Source organism: Mesorhizobium sp. M1D.F.Ca.ET.043.01.1.1, from assembly GCF_003952385.1.
Lineage (GTDB): Bacteria > Pseudomonadota > Alphaproteobacteria > Rhizobiales > Rhizobiaceae > Mesorhizobium.
This window is the reverse complement of record NZ_CP034444.1, coordinates 2,065,993-2,087,281: the sequence shown is the minus strand read 5'-3', so window position 1 is coordinate 2,087,281 and position 21,289 is coordinate 2,065,993. Positions and strand designations below refer to the sequence as shown.

Here is a 21,289-nt window from a genome sequence, read left to right as displayed (position 1 = left end):
AAGGACCGCCGTCGGTGCGGTAATGAACAAACAGTAGTTGACAAGCCGCTGTCCGGTAATCTTGCCCAAGCGGCCGACTGGGCCGCCTGCCATATGGCGCCCGGCGCCGCGTCCGGCGCCGGTGGCCTAGCCTTCAACCACACTCATTCGGCGCCGCCGGAACACGAGCCGGGCCGATTGGTGCGCAGAGACTGGTCGCCGCGCCGATCAAGTCGGACACGTCGGCCCCGGTCGTCGCGAAAGAGGTGACGAACCTCACGATTCCGGACTGCCAGCGATCATGGTAGAAGCAGAATCCCATGTCGAGCAGCCCCCGGATCAGGGGCATGGGAAGCCGGCAGAACAATATATTGGCGTCGGGACGCTGCTGGATCTTTACAGCCGGCAGGGGAGCCAACCCCTGCGCGAGCTCCGACGCCATCGCATTGGCATGGGCCGCGTTGCGAAGCCAGACACCATCTCTCAGATAACCGTCCATTTGCGCCGCCATGAAGCGCATCTTGGAACTCAACTGGCCGGCCCGCTTTCGCCGAAAGGCGATCGTGCTCGCGAGATCTTTGCGGAACGAGACGACCGCATCGACCCCAAATGTTCCATTCTTCGTGGCGCCAAACGACAAAAGGTCGACGCCGGCTTTCCAAGTCATCTCGGCCGGCGAGCAGCCGAGAGTGACGAGAGCATTGGCGAAGCGGGCACCGTCCATGTGGAGCGGCAGGTTCGCCGACCGGCAGATATGGCCGATCGCCTTGATCTCATCAAGAGCGTAGACCGATCCGACCTCGGTCGCCTGCGTGATGCTGACGCTGGATGGCTGGACCGAGTGGACGTCGCCCACCATGCGCGTGGTACTGGCCGCCAAGGCGTCGATGTCGATTTTGCCGGCCTCACCCGGGAGCTGCACCAACTTTGCTCCCGCAGTATAGAACTCCGGCGCGCCGCACTCGTCGCGGTGGATGTGTGCATCGGCGTGCGAGAGGATGCTGCCCCATGGCGGCGTAATCGCCGCGAGCGCCAGTGCGTTCGCCGCAGACCCCGTCGAGACCAGGAACACGTCGACCTCATGCTCGAACATTGCGGCGAGCTGGCGCTCGACCGTGTGCGTCAGCTCATCATTGCCGTAGGGAAGCGCCTGACCCGAAGCGCACGCCGTGATTGCTGCGATAACCTCAGGGGAGGCTCCGGCGATGTTGTCGCTGGTGAAGCCGCGAGGGCGGGTCTGCTTGCTGTCGCTCATGGTCTTGACGCTCGTTTCATCCATTGAGCGTCCAAGTTAGACGGGTCGCCGAGCGCTTTATTGAACGATATTCAAATTGAGAGGTAACGTGCCGGCGTCACCCCCAATACGGCCTTGAACTGTCGGGTCAGGTGGCTCTGGTCTGCGAACCCGACCGCCACGGCTACCTCGGCGACGTTCTGACCTCGCCTCAGCAGCCGTCGCGCCTCGTCGATGCGGACCTGGATCAGGTAGCGGGTGGGAGGCACCCCGAAATGGGCCTTGAAGCCGTCGATCAGCGTCGCTTTGGAGCATCCGGCGAGGGCGGCAAGGGCGGCGAGCTGCAGGACTTCATCGGAGTGGGCATGGATGAAGTCGCGCACGTCGCGGAATCTGGGTGGCACGGATTTGCGCTCAGCAACGCGCGACCTGCCGACCTGTGCGAAGATGTAGGGCAGGCAACGGATCAGATGCTCCTCTATCTCCAGTGCCGAGCTGTGCTGATGTTCAAGCTGGCGCCAAAGCGCGCTGAGGCCGCGCGCAACTGCGGCATTCTCCTGGAACGGGCTCTTGAAGTCGATCGTTCCGGGTTCGGTTTGGCCGCTGTCCTCAAGCACCTGCCTGACAAGGCCTTCGGGTAGGTAGAAGATCTTCTGACTCCAGCCAAGATCGTCACCGGCACCCCCGAAATGCGGTTCGCCGGGCGCGAAGGTCGCGATGGTGCCGCTGCCGGCGTGCCACGTCTCGCCCCGGCACCAGACGTCATGGACGCCCCGCTCGATCAGGCCTACCAGATACTCGTTGTGGACGTGCCTGGAGAAGTCGTGCCGGTGATAATCCGCCGCGAGGTAGTCGAGCCCGCCAAGGACATCGGAGTGCTTCATCACCGCACGGTTGTGCGGCGGCCGACCCCGAAGAGAGGAACGGCCACGCACCTTTTGCCCATACTCGCCGGCGGTATTGGCCACTTATTGATCATCCAGCTTTCGCTCATCGTCGTGCATCAACCGGGCCAGTCGCCCGTGGACATGGCACGCATATTCACAGCATGGATGCAATATATCCAAACAATCAAGTTTACCGATGGGGCCTCATATTGCATAGCGCATTGCTTGAAAGCCTATGTTCCGTGCTTTCCATCTCACGTTTCCTCGGCTGTTCTAAGTTGTTCCACAGCTAACTTTGACATGGATCCATAATGCGAATTTGCGGCATCAAGCTCACGCACGACGGGGCAATCGCTGTCGTCGAGGACGGCCGATTGGTCTTTTGCATCGAGCAGGAGAAACTCGACAATAATCCACGATATCAATCGATCGATCGTCTTGAAACGATTGTTGCCGCCTTAGCGGAACATGGCCTGGATCCGCGCGATGTTGATCGGTTCGTCATCGATGGCTGGGACGGTGAGATCGAGTCGCAATTCCAGGTTGTTAGTGAGGGCACGCCGGTCACTCTCAACGGGGCACCATATATGGAGCGGGATCCTAAAAGTCCCCTGACAGCTTGTCACGGCTCAGGCCTCGTGCTGGGCGGCGGAGTATTTTCTTATGAAAGTTATCCGCATGTCCTTGGCCACGTAGCTTCCGCATACTGCACCAGCCCATTCGCTAAAGCCAAAGAACCTGCCCTTTGCCTGGTATGGGACGGCTTCATCTTTCCGCGGCTTTACTACGTGGAACCAAGCGGAGTGCGGTTTATCGAATGCCTGTTTCCGATGATGGGTCATGCCTATGCCGCCGCGGGCCAACACTTCGGTCCTTACAGGCAGGAAACGAGGACCGGCTGGAATCTGGATATTGCCGGCAAGCTGATGGCCTATATCGCGCTCGGATCTGTCAACGAAAAGATCGAGACAGTATTTGGGGAGCTTTACGACCAACATTTCGCTGGTGACACGAAGCGTGCAATTGAATATAGAAACAACAGCCGCTCCGAAGACGCATTACTCACGGCCGTGCATGATTTCTTCGATGCAGCCGAGTCACGGCTGGTCGCCGAGACACCTGAGGACATACTTGCTTCGTTTCATGCCTTTCTCGAGCGTCTTCTCGTTCGCGAGATGGCAATCGCGCTGCGTGGGCTCTCGGTTGCCGGAACGCGAAACCTGTGCATCGCCGGCGGATGCGGGCTGAATATCAAATGGAACAGCGCACTTCGGGCGAGCGGTTTGTTCGACACAGTTTGGGTGCCTCCGTTTCCAAACGACAGCGGGTCGGCGATCGGTGCTGCTTGCTGCGCGCTGTCTGCCGACAAAGGCCTCGTTCACCTCGATTGGTCGGTCTACAGCGGACCAAACATTAAGGATGGCCCTGTGCCTCCGGGATGGCAGGCTGCTCCATGCAGCGTGGCAGAACTGGCCAGCGTGCTCGCCGACGGCAAGCCCGTCGTTTTCCTCACCGGCCGTGCAGAGCTTGGTCCACGAGCCTTGGGAGGCAGAAGCATCCTGGCAGCCGCGACTTCGCCGCAAATGAAGGACCACCTCAATAAAGTGAAACGTCGAGAGCACTTCCGGCCGGTAGCGCCAATATGCTTGGAGGATCGTGCACATGAGATATTCGAACCTGGCACGCCGGATCCTTACATGCTGTTCGATCACCGAACACGTTCGGAGTGGAAAGAGAAAATCCCGGCAGTCGTTCATTTAGACGGGACGGCACGATTACAGACAGTGTCTAGAAAATCTGATCACCCTATTGCAGAGCTCCTGGAGAAATATGAACAACTCACCGGCATTCCGCTGCTCTGCAACACCAGTGCCAACCTTAACGGACGTGGGTTCTTTCCGGATGCCGCGGCGGCGTGCGAGTGGGGATGCGTGGACCACGTTTGGAGCAATGGGTTGCTGTTGACTAAGACAGGTTAGTCGCCGCTCCCGTCGTCAATAGCGCTGGCTGGGTCTACGGGGACGATCGCGCCCGGTTTGGCGCATACATGCTGTAGCATCGGGCAGCGTCACATGCCCGTGGCGATAGGGCATCAAGGCTCTCGTCGCGGTGTTTCGCGTCAGAATTCGACAGCGCCACGCCGTCTAATCGTTGGCCAATCACGGCTGAGCTTTATGAAGCACTGCTGACGTCTTCACTGACAAAATTGTCGAGGAAGTGATTGCCGTGTCATTTGCCTTTCATGCCCCCGTACGGGCAGACCGGCCGTGGCGATCTTTTGGTCGCTCTTGCGACATTCTCGTCCGCCTTGGGACACAACAACGTTTCCGGATAGGCGCACGGCCGAGCCGCGGGCAAACCGGCGCGCGCGGTGCTGATGGGGGGAGGCGTCAAAGACCCTCCTCGATAGCGGGAGCAGCAACAACGCGATGGTAGAGGTGCGATGCCCGCGTCCTCCAAGATCGGCGGCCTTCGGACGCAATTGCCCGCTAGAGACAAAGCCTTACGCGGTCGATGCAGGGCGGCGTGCGGCAATGCATCGGGCTCGGTGCCTTCCCGAGCCGGTGCCCGGCCAATACGCTCTTTTGATCGGTTCGGGTGACGAAATCGATGTGCGGCGCACTCGGTCTAGGTCAAGGCACCGCAGCCCTGCTCAAGCCAACAGGAATTCGGCAAAGACAGTCCGATTCGGTGCCTCCAAGCGAAATGGCATGGCGCTTGCTGTCACCCGTTAGAGCCCATCAACGCACGTAGAACAACAGAACCATGGCAAAACGCGAGCGCCCAAGGACCGTGCACATTTGCGCCGAACGTTTGCGTATCGCGAAGCGATGAACACCCCCTGCGTGCAACGCCCGAGCGGAAGGCCCTTCTGGCGTCAATGCGGGAGCGCAGCCTCGCCGATGTTGCAGCACGTCGAAACTGGAGACCCTGTTCATGACCGATTCGGCGACAGGCTTCATGGGCGGCGTTCTGCATGACCCGGAACAGCCAAATCAACGGGCGGGCCCCGCATGGGGTGCGGTCATTTCGCTTGCCTTGGGCACCTTCGGGCTTGTGACGGCAGAGTTTCTGCCTGCCAGCGTGCTGACGCCGCTCGCGCATGATCTCGGTATCACCGAGGGTGCAGCTGGACAGGCGCTGACAGCGACTGCAATCGTCGGTGCCGTCGCGGCGCCGATGATGGCCGTCATCACAAATCGCCTGGACCGCAGGATCGTCATGTGGGCGATGACGCTGCTGCTGATCCTGTCGAACGTTCTGTCGGCCGTAGCGGGGTCGCTGCCGGTTCTCCTGACTGCCCGCGTCGTGCTCGGAATAGCGATTGGAGGCTTCTGGTCGATGTCGGCAGCGCTGGCGATGCGGCTCGTTCCAAGTGACCTCCTGCCGCGAGCCATGTCGATTATTCTCACCGGCGTTACCGTCGCTAACGTTTGCGCGGCTCCAATTGGCGCCTATGTCGGCGACATCTGGGGATGGCGAAGCGGCTTCATGCTCGCTGCAGTCGCAGGCGCCGCTACACTGGTAGTGCAACTCGTGACGCTTCCGAGGCTGCCTCCGATTGGAGCGGCCAGCTTTCGCAGTCTGCTGGATGTGGCCAGGACCCCGACCATCAAAGTCGCGATTTTGGTGGTCCTGCTGGCCGCTTCCGGGCACTTTGCCGCCTTCACCTATATCCGCGCCTTCCTTGAGGATGTTCCCGCGCTCGATATCGAGACAATCTCGCTCGTGTTGCTCGCCTTTGGCATCGGCGGCTTCTTCGGCAATCTAGCCGGCGGATTCTTGGCCGAGCACAGCCTCAAGGCAGTCGCGGCCCTGGCGCCCCTGATCATAACGACGGCCGCTGTCTCGCTGCTTACGCTGGGAGCATGGGCCTGGACCGCGGCGATTGCGGTTGCAGTATGGGGCTTCGCCTTCGGCGCGGTGCCGGTGGGACTGCAGACATGGATGGTGCTGCGCGCTGCTCCCGAGCAGGCGGAGAACGCCGGTGGGCTGATGGCCGCAACGTTCCAAGTGGCCATCGCAGCCGGCGCGGCTTTCGGCGGACTGCTCGTGGACACTGCCGGAGTGGCCAGTGTTTTTGCCTACAGCGCCGTAGCCTCGTTCCTCGCCGCCTTGACGGTGTTCTTGCTTGGCCCGAAGCGCGAACCCTAGACCGCTTGAAAGAGGCCGTCAGTGCAGTGCGGGGAAGATGCAAACACATCAGCCGCGCGGTCCGATCCTACGCACGATTTTTGGCGGTTGCAGGCTTGGTCTCTGCTAACGGCGGTATCTCAATCGCCGCCTGATCTTTCGGGAAGCACCCGGCTGCAGCGTCGGGAAATCAGCACCACACCTGGTCATGCAAAATCATCGAATCTCAGTCAGACCCGGTTTTTGCGGGTCGTTTGCACCCTACGAGGCGCTGAGTACCATCTGGACTTAGACCAGGAGCGCCCGCGACTTCACATGCGGGATGCCTCCTGCAACATTATCTGCCGCATCCAGGTGCTTGCCGGATCGCTGTTGTGAAGGGTGGGCCACTGGACGGCCTCGGTGAATGTGGGTAGTGGCCGCGGAAGTTCGACGATCCGCAGGGGGAAAGTCTTTTTGAAATGCTGAACCAGCCGGAATGGTATGGACGCTATACGAGATGTGCCTGAGACCATCGGCGGGATCATGCTGAAGGCCTGCACGATGATCTCCACACGTCTCTTCAGGCCATGCTCAAGCAAAAACCGTTCCTCGATGGAGGGCATCTGCGCACGGCCGAGCCTGAAGGCAACATGCCTCATCGACACGTACCTCTCGAATGTAATCTGCCCCGGCAGCTGCTTGTTCGTGGGGCAGCCTACGCACACGAATCTTTCGTCGAACAGCGGCGCTCTTGGATGCGCGCTCGACATGAACAATTCCGGAAGGATCAGGAAATCGACGTCACCGCGCCGGAGAAGGTCATCCGGATCGTCGTCGAGCGGCAGCAATTCGAAGCTGACGGCGGGTGCTTCGCGTGCAACACGCTCCACGACCTTTTCAAAAAACACGAGTGTGACGAAATCCGATGCCGTGATCCGGAAGCGGCGATCGGATTGAGCCGGTTTAAACGGCTCCCAAGAAATAATCGAGCACTGGATGTGCAGGAGTGCGCCGCGAACCGCGGGGGCGAGTGTTTCCGCACGTGGGGTTAGAACCCGTTCGCGGCCGCTCATCGTAAACAGTTCATCGTTGAAGTAATTACGCAGCCGGCCGACGGCGGCGCTCATGGCCGGCTGACTAAGGTTGATGCTGTTTGCCGCCGCCGTAAGGTTGCGCTCGGTCAGCAGCGCATCGAGCACGACGAGGAGGTTCAGATCAAGGCCTTTGAAACGCATGCCCTATCCGTCCGTAACGTGGTTGCTTGTCATCGCGACCATCGTGTGCGTTCGCGTACGGTCCAACTCAGAGGTGTTGTATCTCGACCTGCCGCCCACGCGTGTGGAGGACGTGCTCGTCGTGTTCATGCCGATTTCGCGGCAGATGAGCGAATGGCCGACATGAACAACAGTTGATCGGATAGGTCCGGAGCGATGAAAAGAATTTTTCACGTGGCTAGTTGCTTACAGATTGAGGTTTGAGCAGACTTGGGCGTGGCGTCGCTCCGACAACGGTGCGCGACACATATCCAAGGTCGCGCGCAATCTTTCGAATTGCCATCGCGATCAGGACGATGGCCACTCCAAGAACACCTGCGAACGCGATTCTGGTCGTGAGATTCCAGGCTTCCCCAAACTGTATAAAATCCGTGAGGCGAAACACGGCACCCTGAACCAGATAAAGCAGCAGCGTGCTCTGACCAAGCTCGACCGCGACAAAGCGAGCTATTCTGGTCGAATGGACATTTCTCCAGCATTGAAACATAAGCTGCACTGCCACTCCAGAAGCCGACACAGAGCCGGAAAACATCAGCAATACTTGCTTAGCTGACAGTTCATCATTGATGAACACGTGATTGTTGAAGGCGTAGGTCTGCTTATCCCACCATAGGAGGCATATGAGAGCTGCTATCGAGAGTAAAAATAAGAAAATTGATTTATTCGCCCAGATGATACTCTCCTGCCAGCCTTTAGATTGAGCAAAAAAGAACCCAAGACAATAAAATGGGTAAGTGTATCTTATCGACGGGATTATCGATGATGTGATGGGGGCGATTGCGATCGCAATTGCAGATGCGCCTATGATCCACATCGATAGACGATTGAAAGTTGTAAAAAACTTAACCAGGATGAACGAAATAAACGCAGCCCATATGAACCAGTATGTTCCAATGACCTCGGTTAACAGTCCCAAGAATCCATCAGTTACACTCTTCGGCGGAACCATCACGGTGGACTTTAGCGTCCAAATCAACGCACACCAGAAAAGCATTGGCAGCAGTAACTGGGTTGCTCGATCGCTGACCGCTTGAATGAACGGTTTTCGCAAAATTGCCCTGGAAGAGAGATAGCCGCTTATCGCCATAAAGAGAGGCATGTGAAATATGTATATCGACTTGTAATACGGCGACAGCCAAAAGGCGTCAGTGCCGCGGTAAATACAATATTGCAATAGGTGCCCAATTATCACCAAAGTAATGAGTATACCTTTGGCGAAATCAAAGCTTAGGTCTCGGTTGTTTACTCCTGCTCGGCGCGAGCCGCGTGCCTCCGCTCCGACTGTTATGTGATCAAGCATCAGACCTCAGCCTATCTATCGCAGTTGCTACTTGCCGCTTACGGGCACGGCGAGTGCGCCAGTTTCGGTGCAAAGGATCGAAATTGACGCGGATCGCGGGGTGGATTTGAGGGCCGACCGGGTGCAAGCGGACAAGTGCCTGATCGCAATCTCGACCGCAGTGGCGGTCGCGATCATGTGTGGCGACGCAGACGCCCGGCACTACGCCGTCTGTGCAGAACCTCTCAAGATGGTTCCGCGGCGCGTGCCGAACCGTGCCGAAGGCGAATGGAATGCCGAACTGCTGCAGCACCGGGCGCATGACGCGGATAGAATGGCTCATTCCGAGTCTCTCAAGATCCGGATGCACCGTGTACAATCCGAGTTCGCCTACCAAAAAATCAACCTCGCCAGCCGTGAGGAAACGGCGCAGCAGGTCCAAGTGAGCGGCTACGCCGTGCAGTGGCGTGATCGGTTGCATCTCAGGTGTCTATGCAGCGCCATGGAAGTTTGGTAAAATCGATTGTTTAGATCGCGAGCATCCACGCTATGGATAATTGAAAGCCATGCGCTTCAAGGGTCTTGATCTGAACCTCCTCGTCGTGCTCGACGCGCTGCTGACCCAGCGCAACCTCTCGGCGGCCGCAAACAGCATCAACCTAAGTCAGCCGGCCATGAGCGCGGCCGTCGCCCGGCTGCGCGATTATTTCAACGATGAACTGTTTACGATGAGCGGCCGCGAACGTGTTCTAACAGCGCGTGCGGAAACACTCGCCCCGGCAGTTCGCGGTGCACTCCTGAAAATCCAGTGCTCGATTATTTCCTGGGAGCCGTTTAACCCAGCTCAATCCGATCGCCGCTTCAGGATCGTTGTTTCCGATTTCGTCACACTTGTGTTTTTCGAAAAGGTCGTGGAGCGTGTTGCACGCGAAGCACCCGCCATCAGCTTCGAATTGCTGCCTCTCGACGACGAGCCCGATGAGCTTCTCCGGCGCGGCGACGTCGATTTTCTGATTTGTGCGGAATTTTTCATGTCGAGCGCGCATCCAAGAGCGGCGCTGTTCGACGACACATTCGTATGCGTAGGCTGCCCCACGAACAAGCAGCTGCCAGGGAAGCTGACATTCGAGAGATACATGTCGATGAGGCACGTTGCGGTCAAGTTCGGGCGACTGCTGAAGCCCTCCATCGAGGAACGGTTCTTGCTTGAGCATGGCCTGAAGAGACGTATCGAGGTCGTCGTGCAGGCCTTCAGCATGATCCCGCCGATGGTTTCAGGCACAGCTCGTATAGGGAGCATGCCCTTCCGGCTGGTTAAATATTTCGAAAGAACCTTGCCCCTGCGGATCGTCGAACTGCCGCTGCCACTACCCACGTTCACTGAGGCCGTCCAATGGCCCGCCCTTCACAACAGCGATCCGGCAAGCATATGGATGCGGGAGGTATTGTTACAGGAGGCGTCTCGAATGACTTCTCTGCAGGACGCCAAAAGGCGTCGCAGGCACGCCTAATTTACTCCCGCGTCTTACGCCGCCACTCGCGTCAATAGTCCGTGTCGGACTAGATCAATGCTCGCTGCAAGTGAGCCTGCGAGGTCCTCCAGCGGGTCGGTTGCGTCGACAAAGGATGCCAATGAGAAGGGGCCCCCATAACCGCCATCAAGCAGGGCCCGGATCTGGCTGCCATTGTCGGAACCGGCTAGGACGCGATCCGGGTAAATCCAGTGAATTGGATCGTTCACTCTTGAAATGTGCACAAGACCGGTCAGGTCGCAGGAGAAGAACGTCTCCCCGGCGAGCGTGTGGTGGAACGTGTCGTGCACGAGGCGGAAGACTGACTGGCCATCAATCGCGGCAATGGCCTTAGCCGCTTCGTGCTTCGATCGAAGCGAGCAGGTTTGGAAGCCCAGCGGCTCGATGAGACCGATCAGACCGCGCGACTGGAGGATCGGCTTGAGCGCCTTCAAGGCGACGCGGAGATCGCCTCGGCGCTCGCCATTGGCAGGCCATGAGCCGTCGTTGACCGGCACTAACATGAGCATCTTGGCTCCGCAGGCCGCCGCATAATCGGCGAGCTTGCTCGCCTCGGCCTTGCGGGCGGGTGTCCACTCATTGAAGCGCTGCAGGGCATTGACGGAAATAATCCCAACGCCCGCCTCGGCGGCGGCAGACCGGACGTCTGCAGCGGGCATGCCGAGTGCAATATCGTTACCGCACAGCTGGCTGCGGATCTGGACATCGGTCAGGCCCTGGTCGCGGGCAAAAGCGAAAAGTGCCCTGACGTCAAGTCCGGGTGTCGCCATATGATCGAGTGCAAAGCGGGGCGATGCTTGGCCCATGGGCTGGTTTTCCTTCCATGAACGGGTTTCATTCTGGGCTGACATGGCTTTTACCGTGCGTTGATTCACGGCGAGTCAGTCGAACTCACGCTTGTCTAACTGTGGTGCCGCGCCTGCTGAGACATCGCCTGGTGCAATGACCGAAGCTGGTTCGCGGCCTTCCATCTGCTTCCGCAAGCTCACCCGCCTACACGGAGAGATGCCCAACCGATCGGATTCAAAGTTCAGCAGGAGGGTGCTTCGCGAGAGCCGAGGCCGACGCACAGCGCGACCATCGCGCCGCCCGACGCTTGCCTCAGGCGGCGGATCAACCCGGGACGCGCTGCCGCACCCTCTTGAATGCCGCTAGCCACGAAGGCAGCCCTGCGCCGTTGGTCGCGAAGGCACCTTGTGCTCGTCGCGGAAAGCGGTAGGGTCTACATCGCGAAACTCCTTGCGTTACCAGTCACATACCGGCAAGCTCGGCCTGCTGAAAACAGCCAGTCAGAAGCTATCGACGTGGTCCAGTTATGCTTGCACGTGATGCGCGCGCCTGGCTTGCTGCCGAAACGCTGTCTCGGGCATGCCCAGGTCATCACGACCTTCAACCTGCCCGTTGATCACGCAGGCCGGCAATTTACAGCTCCGCGAATTGTGCCATCGTGCTGTCGAACACGCGCTTTGCCATTTCATCGAGGCCCAGTTTGCGGTGGCGTGCCGACAGGATTTCTGTCCCGTAGACGCCTTTGTAACCAGCGGCCCGAATTTCTCGCAAGAACGCCGGGACATCGAGCTCTCCCTCACCGCAGAGTTCGCGATGATGGATGGTGTCTTCCCAAAGGTCGTCAACCGGCGGCACTTTCATGGCGTCGTCAACTTCTACCGCTTTGATAAAGCGGGTCGGGATCTTGCGGATATCGCTGAACGGAATCCCCCCGCGTGCCAGATGCCAGATGTCGACAAGCAGGCCGCCGTTCGGTTGGTCTGCCTCGCTTACAATGGCAAGGCCAGTCTCGATCGTGCGAACGTTCGACCAAGGCATGATCTCCAACACGATATCTGCGCCATAGACCGCCGCCTCTTGGCACAGTTTTGCGAACTCAGCCGCCATAAGCGGGACATCCGCAGTCTGTTCGTGAAAACCGGGGCCGATCTTGATATCGCGCATACCGAGCTCTGCGGCGACATCGAACAACTGGCGGCGGAATTTATCCGACTCCTTCCGCTTCTCGTCGTTACGATACCAGTTCAACAAGAACTCGATTTCGAGATATTTCATCCCGTTTGCGTTGAGGATGCGCTTCATCTCGGCAAAGCCAATTTTGCTCTGCGTGGCTATCGTGTCCTCATAGTGAAGTCCGAAGCCTTTGAAGCCGGCTCGCGCTGCTGCCTCTACCCTGTCCTTGAATGGAAACGGGCTGATCTCGACAGGGCCGAGAGGATAAACGTCGCCCGAAAGGGCAAAATACGAGATCAGGAGTTCAACGTCTTGAGCCACGATGTTGCATCCTATCATTGAAATTTTGGCAGCCCCGTCCCGCCTGCCCAAGGGAATATCATGCCGAATTTAGAAAGAAAGGGAAGCGTTTAAGAAACACTTTTGCAGTTTTCGCAATAAGCGGTGTGGCGGGGGGTGGCCGGGGACTGCCGACGCCAGTGGCCGCCCGACACTAACCGCCTACTCCTCAGGCCTTTCTGTGGGCTTTTTGCGTTGGGAGCAACACTGTTTCCCTATCCATCGCCTTTATCCCACCTGATGGGAATGGCATGAATCTAGAGCCATCAAGGGAGGTAGATTGTGAATAAGCTGCACAGATCAATGCTCACCACGACGCTGCTCGTCTCAGCGGCTGCATTCGCGTCGCAATGTTATGCGGCCGAGAAAATGAAGCTCGGCCTCTCAATGCCTACGCTCAACACTCCGTTCTTCACCGTTCTGGTGAACGCAGCCACCGATGGGGCCACGTCGGTCGGTGGAGAGGTCGTGCAAACGACGAACGCAAACAGGGACGCGAGCCAGCAGGTAACGGATTTCCGCAACCTGATCAGTGCTGGCGCAAACGTGATCCTGGCCGGCGTCGTGGATCGCGCCGCCATCAAGCCAGCGCTCGACTACGCAAAGAGCCGCAAGGTTCCGGTGGTCATCGTCGACGATAAGCCTGCCGCCGGCGAGGTTTACGCCGTTGTGCGTGCCGACAATCTCGAGATGGGAGCGCGCGCAGCTGAAGCTCTCAAAGCCGCCATGGGCGACAAGAAAGGCACTGTTCTACAAATCACCGGAGCGCTGACGACCACCAACGGCCGCAATCGCAAGGACGGCTTCGACAAGGCGTTCAAAAAAGCCTCCGACGCAAAAATCATTGAACAGACCGCCAACTGGGACGGTCCGACAAGCGCGAACGTTGCGCTCACCGTCATGAGCGGCAATCCTGACATCGCCGGCATCTATCTGGCAACGGACACCCTCTACTATGATCCGGTTTCTTCGGCGCTGAAGTCCCGTGGCCGCCTCGTTCCGGCTGGCGAGTCGGGACACATCGCCATGGTTGCCATCGACGGCGGCTCGGGTGCCCTGAAGGCAATTCGCGCGGGTTTCCTGGACGCCACCATTTCTCAGCCTGTCGTGGACTACGCCAAGCACGGCGTCGAGTATCTCAATGCTGCACTCGAGGGAAAGCCGATGAAAGAAGGCCCGACCGATCACGGCAGCACGGTCGTGAGGGACGGCGCGTATTTCGTCGACGAACTGCCCTCGCCGATTATCACCAAAGCAAATGTCGACGACAAAACCCTCTGGGGCAACGCGAAGTAGTCATGGCCGCCCGCCCCGAATATTCGAATGCGTCGGCGGCGTCCGAGCAGATCGTCAAGATCGACGGCGCCGTCAAACGCTTCGGCGGGACCACCGCTCTCAATGGGTTGTCCATCGAGATTAGACGGGGCGAGTCGCATGGCCTGATCGGCCGCAATGGCGCGGGCAAGTCTACCCTCGTATCAGTCCTCACGGGCCTGAGGGCGATCGATTCCGGGACCTTCTTGCTGAATGGCTCAGCGCCGCCGGCGCTGAGCGATCGAAATGCGTGGCGCGAGGCGGTAGCCTGCGTCTATCAGCATCGAACTCTCGTTCCAGACCTCAGCGTCGCCGAGAATCTCTACCTTGGGCGCTACCAAGGCAAACGGATGATTTCCTGGCGCGCCTTGAACCGGGAAGCTGCAGCGGCCCTGGAGAGCTGGAACATTCCCATCCTCCCCACTACGCAGGTCAGAGACCTCGGCGTCGGGGAAGCGCAAATGGTGGAGATAGCGCGCGCCCTCAGCCAGGGGTCGCGGTTCGTTATCCTCGATGAACCGACTGCTCAGCTTATCACAAGCGAGATCGATCAGCTTATAACGCGGGTTAATGAACTTCGAGAGCGAGGGGTGACCTTCCTTTTTATCTCGCACCACTTGGATGAGGTGCCGCGCGTCTGTGACGCCGTGACTGTGCTCCGCAACGGTCGCGATGTTTTGCATGGAGACGCGCAAAAGCTCTCTACTGGCCAGATCGTGTCAGCCATGGTAGGGGATGAGGCGACCGGCATCGCTTTAACGGCCAGCGAGCACGTAGCGCGGCCGGCGCTCCCCCCAAGACCCCTGTAGTGCTCAAGGCGCAAGTTAAGGTGGGCGCTTGCCAGGATGCCCTTGATCTCTCGCTCCGCGCTGGAGAGGTCGTCGGATTGGCCGGACATTCTGGCTCAGGTTCTCGCCATATGGCGCTCGCATTGGCGGGACACGTTTCGAGGTGGTCGGGCGAGATTGTGCTGAACGGTAAAACCGTTCCCAAGCCTTGGAATCCTGGGACAGCGGTCGCGCGAGGCATGGCGCTTTTGCCGGAGGATCGCATCAAAACCGGCCTCGTCGGCTCAATGTCCATCGAGGACAACATCACTCTACCGTCCCTCAAAGCATTTTCGAAACGCGTTCTCATTGACCGGCGGGCTCGCAAAAAATTTGCGGAAGACAATCGCGCAGATCTCGGAATTGTCTGTCATTCGATCAAGCAAGGCGTCGGAGAATTGAGTGGTGGCAACCAGCAAAAGGTGTTGCTGGGGTCGGCGCTCAGCAGCAACCCATCCGTGCTGATCCTCTTCCACCCAACCGCCGGCGTCGACATCGCCTCGAAGGCCACCATCCTCGAGATTGTCGAACGGCACCGTCGGGAGGGATTGGCCGTTGTCCTCGTCAGCGACGAACCCGAGGAACTTGCGTTCTGCGATCGTGTCCAAGTCTGGGTTCGCGGGCGAAAAGTCATCGAAAAAAGCGGGATGAGCGAGGAAGAGCTCGTGTCCGCAATGGAAGGGTTCCATCTGTCTCCGGAGTTACCATGACACACAACCCAATCGCAGGCGCGGTCGCGCCAAAAAGGGTTCTGAGCGATCTGCTCCAGCCGGAATGGGCAATCTTGCCGGTCCTGGTCGTCGTCATGATCGTCGGCGCCGCGCTGAACTCGTCTTTCCTGTCTTACGACAATTTTTATGGCGTGGTGCAGCAGGCCAGTGAGCTTGGGATTCTCACCATGGGCCTGACCGTGGTTCTCATCGCCGGCAAGTTCGACTTGTCGCTTGAATCCACTTTTGGGCTAGCGCCTATGGTCGGCGTCTATTGCCTTCTCGATGCAGGCGGTAGTGGCCTGAACCTCGCAGGCTCTCCGTTCCTGGCGCTTATCGCAATTTTCCTAACGGGCGCAGTGATCGGTGCATTCAACGGCATCTTGGTGGTCTATCTCAAGTTCAACGCCTTCATCGCCACCTTGGCCACCCTGATCCTGCTGCGCGGCATCAGCCTCGGGCTGACACGTGGCGAAACTCTTTCTGATTTGCCTCCGCTTCTGACATATCCCGGAGAAGCGACTGCTCTGGGAGCGCCGGTCTCCTTCTTGGTCGCCGTCGGCTTGCTGATCATTCTCACCGTATTCATGTCCCGGCACAGGATCGGGAGGATGCTCTACGCGGTTGGCGGCAACCCACAGGCAGCTCGGGTCGCAGGTATCCCGGTGGAGCGAATTCTGATGGGCGTATTCGTGGTAGCCGGCGTCCTCGCGGCGCTGGCAGGGTTGCTGCAGGCAGGACGAATTGCGTCAATCCCGTCATCTCTCGGACAGAACCTGATCTTCAATGCCTTCGCAGCCGCTGTCTTGGGCGGAGTAAGTTTGAACGGCGGGCGCGGTACCATCGCTGGCGCGTGTGGGGGTGTGCTTCTCCTTGTTCTGATCCAGGACGTGTTGGTCCTGTCCCAAGTCCCCGCATATTGGATCAATGCCACGACAGGCGGGATCATCCTCGTTGCGCTCTTCATCAGCAAAATAAGCGGAGCCGACAAGGCCAATTGAAACGGTCCACGGCACGACACGGGAGAAAAGACGATGCGTCTTAGGGACAAGGTGGCACTCATAACCGGCGGAGCACGAGGTATAGGCAAGGCTACTGTGGAGCTGTTTGAGAGGGAAGGCGCGAAGGTCCACGCATGCGATCTCAGTTTCGATGACGAACCCACCGGCAAGAGCGTGGTTCGACACAAGCTCGACGTTACAGAGTTTGAGAATTGGACTGCCGTCGTGGAAGCCATCATCGCTGAAGACGGCAGGATCGACATCCTTTTCAACAATGCGGGGACGGTTCTGTCCTACGAGGGGATCGCAGAGATCGCGATCGAGGACTGGAACAAAGTCATTGCCATCAATCAAACTGGCCCATTCTACGGAATGAAGGTCGTCATCCCTCACATGAAGGCAAATGGCGGCGGGTCAATTATCAACACGTCGTCGATCTGGGGAATTGCCGGAGCGGCAGGCGTGTCCGCCTATACCGCGTCCAAGGCCGCTGTCCGGCATATGAGTAAGAACGCGGCTCTGACCTATGTGGGCGACGGTATACGCGTCAATTCAATCCACCCGGGGATTATCAGCACGCCGATGATCGACGCCCAGGATTCGAGCATCACGGCGGCCATCGTCAATATCACACCCATGAAGCGGCTCGGGAGACCAGAAGAGATCGCCTACGGCGCATTGTTCCTGGCCAGTGACGAATCCAGCTTCATGACTGGCGCCGAGCTCGTCATTGATGGCGGCTACACTGCGCCATAGACCGATCGAAAACTCGGGAGATACAAGTTGCTCTTTGCCGTTCACTGCCTTGACCATGCAGATGCACTTCCGCGGCGTCTTGCAAATTACGACGCGCACAAGGCGTACCTTGCGAGCGGTTCCGTCGCGACCGTGATTTCCGGGCCGTTGGTCGCGCAGGACGGTGTGACCATGATTGGATCGCTCTTCGTTTTCTCGGCCAACGCTATCGACGACGTAAAGGCCTTTAACGCTGCAGATCCATTCGCTTCGGCCAATGTCTGGCAGAGCGTGAACATCCATCCCTTTCTGATGCGTGTGGACAACCGCCTCTGACGCGAAAGGAATGACAATGAAGACGTTCGTCTATAACGGCCAACCTGCTCGAGTGATCTTCGGCTCCGGCACGATCTCGACCCTGCCGGAAGAGGTCCAGCGGATGGGCCTGCAACGCGTTCTCGTGCTGGCGACCCCGCCGCAGGAGGCCGATGCCTTACGTCTTTCAGAGTCAATCGGGGAACGGGCTGCTGGTGTCTATGCAAAAGCAACAATGCATACGCCAGTTTCGGTCACGGAAGAGGCGATGCGCACGGTGGCCGATCTCAATATCGACGGGTTGGTTGCAGTTGGAGGTGGCTCAACCACGGGACTCGCCAAAGCAATCGCGCTGCGCACCGACTTGCCGCAGATCGTAGCCCCAACAACCTATGCTGGCTCGGAGATGACCCCGATCCTTGGTGAGACCAAAGACGGTGCGAAGATTACCCAATCGAGCCCGAAGGTCCTGCCAGAGGTTGTCATCTATGACGTGGAGCTCACGATGACACTTCCCGCCGCTATGTCTGGAACAAGCGGCATGAACGCGATTGCACACGCGGTTGAGGCCCTCTATGCCCGGGAAAGCAATCCGGTAATCAGCTTGATGGCGAAAGAAGCGATTGGTGCTCTCGCTGACGCTTTGCCGGTCATTGCGCTACGGCCGCAAGACCCAGAGGCGCGGTGGAAAGCGCTGTATGGCGCCTGGCTCTGTGGCATATGTCTTGGCTCGGTTGGAATGGCGTTGCATCACAAGCTCTGCCACACTTTGGGAGGCACCTTCGACCTGCCACATGCGGAGACCCACACGATCGTGTTGCCGCATGCGCTAGCCTACAACGCTCCTGCCATTCCGACGGTCGTCGACAATTTGCGTGCGATCCTGAAGGCCGATCCTGCGATGGCGCTCTATGACCTCGCCGGACAGATTGGGGCCAAACGTGCACTTTCGGACATCGGCATGCCGCAGAGCGGAATCGATATCGCAACCGACCGTGCGCTCGCAAATCCGTATTGGAATCCGCGCACCTTGGAGCGCGGTCCAATCAGGGAACTGATCGCCCGGGCCTATGCCGGAGAACCACCACAGGCTTGAAAAGTGTGGGCCGATCCTCCCTCGCCTTCGCGAGAGCAAGCCCGGTCCAAGAGGAGATGGTATGGACAAAACTATCGCGTCTCTGCGCGAAGCGGTGAGGGGCATCGAAGACGGCATGACGGTGATGATCGGCGGCTTCGGAGGGTCCGGGGCACCGATCGAGCTGATCCACGCTTTGATCGACCGTTTTGTGCAAACCGGCCATCCGACGAACTTGACGGTTGTGAACAACAACGCTGGCAACGGGCATGTCGGGCTCGCAGCCCTCATCGAACAGGGAATGGTGTCTAAACTGATCTGCTCGTTCCCGAGGTCGGCCGATCCGCGGGTTTTCACTGACCTCTATTTGGCCGGCAAGATCGAACTCGAACTCGTTCCGCAGGGCACACTCGCCGAACGTATTCGTGCGGGAGGCGCCGGCATCCCGGCCTTCTACACGCCAACAGGATACGGAACGGACCTTGCAAAGGGCAAGCCGGTCGAGGAGTTCGAGGGACGCGGCTACATCAGGGAGCGTTGGCTGAAGGCGGACTTCGCATTGGTGAAGGCGCATCTTGGCGACACGTTTGGCAACCTCACCTTCAACAAAGCCGCGCGAAATTTCAATCCGCTGATGTGTATGGCAGCCCAGACCACAATAGCCCAGGTCTCCAGCATTGTTCGCCCGGGAGACATCGATCCGGAGACCGTCGTTACTCCCGGCATTTTTGTGCAAGGCCTCGTGGAGGTTGCGGAGCCGGCGCAGGAGGAGACGCTTAACCGGGCAAATGCCGTCTACCCGGAGGCCGTCCAATGAACAAGTTGAACCCCACCCAGATCGCGTGGCGGGCTGCCCAGGACATAGCTGATGGCGCATACGTGAACCTCGGCATAGGGCTCCCTGAGCTCGTCGCGCGCTTTCAGCCGCCCGGACGCCAAGCGATCTTTCATACCGAAAATGGAATCCTGGGTTTCGGCGAAGCTCCTGCAGCAGGACAAGAGGACTGGGATTTGATCAATGCAGGTAAGAAGGCAGTGACACTGAACCCAGGGACCGCCTTCTTCCATCATGCCGACAGCTTCGCGATGGTTCGTGGCGGCCATCTGGATGTCGCTATTCTCGGTGCCTACGAAGTGGCTGAAAATGGCGATCTGGCAAATTGGTCGACCGGGCCAAGAGGTGTCCCCGCCGTCGGTGGGGCCATGGACCTGGTCCATGGCGCCAAACGGGTAGCGGTGATAACCGACCACATCACCAAGGATGGTAAGGCCAAACTCGTCAAGCGATGCAGTCTGCCGCTTACCGGTGTCCAGTGCGTGACACGCATCTACACCAGCCTGGCATTGATCGACGTCGAGGACGAGCACTTCGTGCTTCGTGAAAAACTGTCCTCCATTTCAATCGACGAATTGCAGGCGCTGACCGGCGCTGAATTGCACGTTGTCGGCGGGGTCGCCGACCTTATCGTTGCGGATGTTTGACATGAGCGAAGCGTTTATCTGCGACTACATTCGCACGCCGATCGGCCGCTTCGGCGGCGTGCTTTCGTCGGTGCGAGCTGACGACCTCGGAGCTGTTCCGCTGAAGGAACTGATGAAGCGACACGGGTCCCTCGACTGGCAAGCGGTGGATGAGGTGATATTCGGCTGCGCGAACCAAGCAGGCGAAGACAATCGCAACGTGGCAAGAATGTCGTTGCTGCTAGCCGGACTACCTGAAACGGTGCCCGGAACGACGATGAACCGCCTATGCGGCTCAGGCATGGATGCTCTGATCACCGCGGCCCGCGCTATCAAGGCAGGTGAAGCAGACCTTGTGATCGCAGGGGGCGTTGAGTCCATGTCGCGGGCGCCGTTCGTATTGCCCAAAGCAGAAACGGCATTCTCTCGACATGCAGAGGTCCACGACACGACGATCGGCTGGCGCTTCGTCAATCCAGCGATGGCGGGGCGCTACGGTGTCGATTCGATGCCGCAGACTGGCCAAAACGTTGCGGACGATTTCGGGATCAGCCGGGAGGATCAAGACCTGTTTGCGGTAGCTTCGCAGAACAAGGCGGCAAATGCTCAGTCGAATGGGCGCCTGGCGCGAGAAATCACGCCTGTCGTTATTCCCCAGCGCAAGGGCGACCCTGTGATGGTCGACCGCGACGAACATCCTCGCGCCACTACCTTCGAAACCCTTTCCAAACTGAAGCCGCTCTTCAATGGTGGCAGCGTGACAGCTGGCAACTCGTCAGGAGTAAATGACGGGGCCGCGGCCTTGATCATCGCAACCGAGACCGCCGCCAAAAAGAATGGACTGGCACCAATCGCGCGCATCGTGGCCGGCGCTACCGCGGGCGTTCCACCGCGGATCATGGGCATCGGCCCCGCGCCAGCATCTCAGAAGTTGATGAGCCGTTTGGGGTTAGTGGCGGACGATTTCGACGTCATCGAACTCAACGAGGCTTTTGCCTCGCAAGGTCTGGCGACGCTTCGTGAGCTAGGGGTAGCTCTGAATGATGATCGGGTTAACCGCAATGGCGGTGCGATCGCACTGGGTCATCCCTTGGGCATGTCGGGCGCCCGCATTGCCGGCACGGCAGCAATCGAGATGTCTCTGTCGGGCGGCAGGCGAGCCCTTGCTACCATGTGCGTCGGTGTCGGACAGGGGATCGCGGTGGCATTGGAGAGAACATAGGCAGTTGCCGCCAATGCCGGGCGTTCG

General features: G+C 58.9%; 20 protein-coding genes and 1 pseudogene. 14 read left to right on the top strand and 7 right to left on the bottom strand.

The annotated features are described in order from the left end of the window. Positions 1 to 133: 133 nt before the first annotated feature. Positions 134 to 1,258: a low specificity L-threonine aldolase gene (locus EJ067_RS10355; protein WP_245467210.1), complete on the bottom strand. Its 1,125-nt coding sequence runs from the start codon at positions 1,256 to 1,258 to the stop codon at positions 134 to 136. Positions 1,259 to 1,305: 47 nt separating this feature from the next. After that, positions 1,306 to 2,181: an AraC family transcriptional regulator gene (locus EJ067_RS10350; RefSeq protein WP_126078956.1), complete on the bottom strand. Its 876-nt coding sequence runs from the start codon at positions 2,179 to 2,181 to the stop codon at positions 1,306 to 1,308. 230 nt (positions 2,182 to 2,411) lie between these two features. Here EJ067_RS10350 and nodU point away from each other — a divergent pair, with 230 nt between their 5' ends. After that, a complete protein-coding gene (nodU, locus tag EJ067_RS10345; RefSeq protein WP_126078955.1) occupies positions 2,412 to 4,079 on the top strand; it encodes a nodulation protein NodU in 1,668 nt (555 codons plus the stop codon). 958 nt (positions 4,080 to 5,037) lie between these two features. Continuing rightward, positions 5,038 to 6,255: an MFS transporter gene (locus EJ067_RS10340; RefSeq protein WP_126085772.1), complete on the top strand. Its 1,218-nt coding sequence runs from the start codon at positions 5,038 to 5,040 to the stop codon at positions 6,253 to 6,255. Positions 6,256 to 6,545: 290 nt separating this feature from the next. Here EJ067_RS10340 and EJ067_RS10335 read toward each other — a convergent pair whose 3' ends face one another. Next, entirely contained in the window at positions 6,546 to 7,451 is a 906-nt protein-coding gene (locus EJ067_RS10335) for a LysR family transcriptional regulator (RefSeq protein WP_126078953.1), read from the bottom strand. Between EJ067_RS10335 and EJ067_RS35795 the strand changes: the two genes are divergently transcribed. After that, a complete protein-coding gene (locus EJ067_RS35795; protein WP_126078952.1) occupies positions 7,363 to 7,617 on the top strand; it encodes a hypothetical protein in 255 nt (84 codons plus the stop codon). The genes EJ067_RS10335 and EJ067_RS35795 overlap by 89 nt on opposite strands. A gap of 51 nt (positions 7,618 to 7,668) precedes the next feature. On the opposite strand, the gene nolL is transcribed toward EJ067_RS35795, so the two are convergent. Beyond that, the gene (gene nolL, locus EJ067_RS10325) at positions 7,669 to 8,790 is read right to left on the bottom strand and encodes a nodulation factor fucose acetyltransferase NolL (RefSeq protein WP_126078951.1); all 1,122 of its coding nucleotides are present in this window, start codon (positions 8,788 to 8,790) and stop codon (positions 7,669 to 7,671) included. Positions 8,791 to 8,968: 178 nt separating this feature from the next. Beyond that, positions 8,969 to 9,226 (bottom strand): annotated as a pseudogene (locus tag EJ067_RS35240) (acyltransferase); the annotation flags it as partial. A gap of 109 nt (positions 9,227 to 9,335) precedes the next feature. Here EJ067_RS35240 and EJ067_RS10315 point away from each other — a divergent pair. Then, positions 9,336 to 10,280 carry a LysR family transcriptional regulator gene (locus tag EJ067_RS10315; RefSeq protein WP_126089574.1) on the top strand — a complete coding sequence of 315 codons (945 nt, stop codon included), beginning with the start codon at positions 9,336 to 9,338 and terminating at the stop codon, positions 10,278 to 10,280. Between the two features lie 14 nt (positions 10,281 to 10,294). Here the strand turns inward: EJ067_RS10315 and EJ067_RS10310 are convergent, their stop codons facing one another. Further along, positions 10,295 to 11,107 (bottom strand): TIM barrel protein, encoded by an 813-nt coding sequence (locus tag EJ067_RS10310; RefSeq protein ID WP_095811718.1) that lies wholly within the window; start codon positions 11,105 to 11,107, stop codon positions 10,295 to 10,297. A gap of 616 nt (positions 11,108 to 11,723) precedes the next feature. Then, the gene (locus tag EJ067_RS10300) at positions 11,724 to 12,584 is read right to left on the bottom strand and encodes a sugar phosphate isomerase/epimerase (protein ID WP_210201421.1); all 861 of its coding nucleotides are present in this window, start codon (positions 12,582 to 12,584) and stop codon (positions 11,724 to 11,726) included. 300 nt (positions 12,585 to 12,884) lie between these two features. Between EJ067_RS10300 and EJ067_RS10295 the strand changes: the two genes are divergently transcribed. From EJ067_RS10295 to pcaF, 10 genes are all read left to right on the top strand, one after another. Continuing rightward, the gene (locus EJ067_RS10295; RefSeq protein ID WP_126085771.1) at positions 12,885 to 13,898 is read left to right on the top strand and encodes a sugar ABC transporter substrate-binding protein; all 1,014 of its coding nucleotides are present in this window, start codon (positions 12,885 to 12,887) and stop codon (positions 13,896 to 13,898) included. 2 nt (positions 13,899 to 13,900) lie between these two features. Continuing rightward, the gene (locus EJ067_RS10290) at positions 13,901 to 14,725 is read left to right on the top strand and encodes an ATP-binding cassette domain-containing protein (RefSeq protein ID WP_126085770.1); all 825 of its coding nucleotides are present in this window, start codon (positions 13,901 to 13,903) and stop codon (positions 14,723 to 14,725) included. Continuing rightward, on the top strand, positions 14,725 to 15,453 hold the full coding sequence (locus EJ067_RS10285) for an ATP-binding cassette domain-containing protein (RefSeq protein ID WP_126085769.1): 729 nt from the start codon (positions 14,725 to 14,727) through the stop codon (positions 15,451 to 15,453). Before EJ067_RS10290 ends, EJ067_RS10285 begins: the two co-directional genes overlap by 1 nt. Next, on the top strand, positions 15,450 to 16,454 hold the full coding sequence (locus EJ067_RS10280; protein ID WP_095811598.1) for an ABC transporter permease: 1,005 nt from the start codon (positions 15,450 to 15,452) through the stop codon (positions 16,452 to 16,454). Before EJ067_RS10285 ends, EJ067_RS10280 begins: the two co-directional genes overlap by 4 nt. Positions 16,455 to 16,487: 33 nt before the next feature. Beyond that, positions 16,488 to 17,210 (top strand): SDR family oxidoreductase, encoded by a 723-nt coding sequence (locus tag EJ067_RS10275; protein ID WP_126078947.1) that lies wholly within the window; start codon positions 16,488 to 16,490, stop codon positions 17,208 to 17,210. 27 nt (positions 17,211 to 17,237) lie between these two features. Next, positions 17,238 to 17,525: a YciI family protein gene (locus tag EJ067_RS10270; RefSeq protein WP_095811600.1), complete on the top strand. Its 288-nt coding sequence runs from the start codon at positions 17,238 to 17,240 to the stop codon at positions 17,523 to 17,525. Positions 17,526 to 17,541: 16 nt separating this feature from the next. Further along, positions 17,542 to 18,600, top strand: a complete 1,059-nt coding sequence (locus EJ067_RS10265; RefSeq protein ID WP_095811720.1) for a maleylacetate reductase — start codon at positions 17,542 to 17,544, stop codon at positions 18,598 to 18,600. A 61-nt stretch (positions 18,601 to 18,661) separates the two neighbouring features. Further along, a complete protein-coding gene (locus EJ067_RS10260; protein ID WP_095811601.1) occupies positions 18,662 to 19,396 on the top strand; it encodes a 3-oxoacid CoA-transferase subunit A in 735 nt (244 codons plus the stop codon). Beyond that, positions 19,393 to 20,061, top strand: a complete 669-nt coding sequence (locus tag EJ067_RS10255) for a 3-oxoacid CoA-transferase subunit B (RefSeq protein WP_095811602.1) — start codon at positions 19,393 to 19,395, stop codon at positions 20,059 to 20,061. Before EJ067_RS10260 ends, EJ067_RS10255 begins: the two co-directional genes overlap by 4 nt. 1 nt (position 20,062) lies before the next feature. Beyond that, the gene (gene pcaF, locus EJ067_RS10250; protein WP_126078946.1) at positions 20,063 to 21,262 is read left to right on the top strand and encodes a 3-oxoadipyl-CoA thiolase; all 1,200 of its coding nucleotides are present in this window, start codon (positions 20,063 to 20,065) and stop codon (positions 21,260 to 21,262) included. Positions 21,263 to 21,289: the final 27 nt, after the last annotated feature.

Excerpts from the sequence above, each read along its gene's own strand:
- EJ067_RS10355 (WP_245467210.1), bottom strand. The coding sequence starts at position 1,258 with ATGGATGAAACGAGCGTCAAGACCATGAGCGACAGCAAGCAGACCCGC.
- nodU (WP_126078955.1), top strand. The coding sequence starts at position 2,412 with ATGCGAATTTGCGGCATCAAGCTCACGCACGACGGGGCAATCGCTGTC.
- EJ067_RS10340 (WP_126085772.1), top strand. The coding sequence starts at position 5,038 with ATGACCGATTCGGCGACAGGCTTCATGGGCGGCGTTCTGCATGACCCG.
- EJ067_RS35795 (WP_126078952.1), top strand. The coding sequence starts at position 7,363 with ATGCTGTTTGCCGCCGCCGTAAGGTTGCGCTCGGTCAGCAGCGCATCG.
- EJ067_RS10335 (WP_126078953.1), bottom strand. The coding sequence starts at position 7,451 with ATGCGTTTCAAAGGCCTTGATCTGAACCTCCTCGTCGTGCTCGATGCG.
- nolL (WP_126078951.1), bottom strand. The coding sequence starts at position 8,790 with ATGCTTGATCACATAACAGTCGGAGCGGAGGCACGCGGCTCGCGCCGA.
- EJ067_RS10315 (WP_126089574.1), top strand. The coding sequence starts at position 9,336 with ATGCGCTTCAAGGGTCTTGATCTGAACCTCCTCGTCGTGCTCGACGCG.
- EJ067_RS10310 (WP_095811718.1), bottom strand. The coding sequence starts at position 11,107 with ATGGGCCAAGCATCGCCCCGCTTTGCACTCGATCATATGGCGACACCC.
- EJ067_RS10290 (WP_126085770.1), top strand. The coding sequence starts at position 13,901 with ATGGCCGCCCGCCCCGAATATTCGAATGCGTCGGCGGCGTCCGAGCAG.
- EJ067_RS10280 (WP_095811598.1), top strand. The coding sequence starts at position 15,450 with ATGACACACAACCCAATCGCAGGCGCGGTCGCGCCAAAAAGGGTTCTG.
- EJ067_RS10275 (WP_126078947.1), top strand. The coding sequence starts at position 16,488 with ATGCGTCTTAGGGACAAGGTGGCACTCATAACCGGCGGAGCACGAGGT.
- EJ067_RS10265 (WP_095811720.1), top strand. The coding sequence starts at position 17,542 with ATGAAGACGTTCGTCTATAACGGCCAACCTGCTCGAGTGATCTTCGGC.
- EJ067_RS10260 (WP_095811601.1), top strand. The coding sequence starts at position 18,662 with ATGGACAAAACTATCGCGTCTCTGCGCGAAGCGGTGAGGGGCATCGAA.
- EJ067_RS10255 (WP_095811602.1), top strand. The coding sequence starts at position 19,393 with ATGAACAAGTTGAACCCCACCCAGATCGCGTGGCGGGCTGCCCAGGAC.
- pcaF (WP_126078946.1), top strand. The coding sequence starts at position 20,063 with ATGAGCGAAGCGTTTATCTGCGACTACATTCGCACGCCGATCGGCCGC.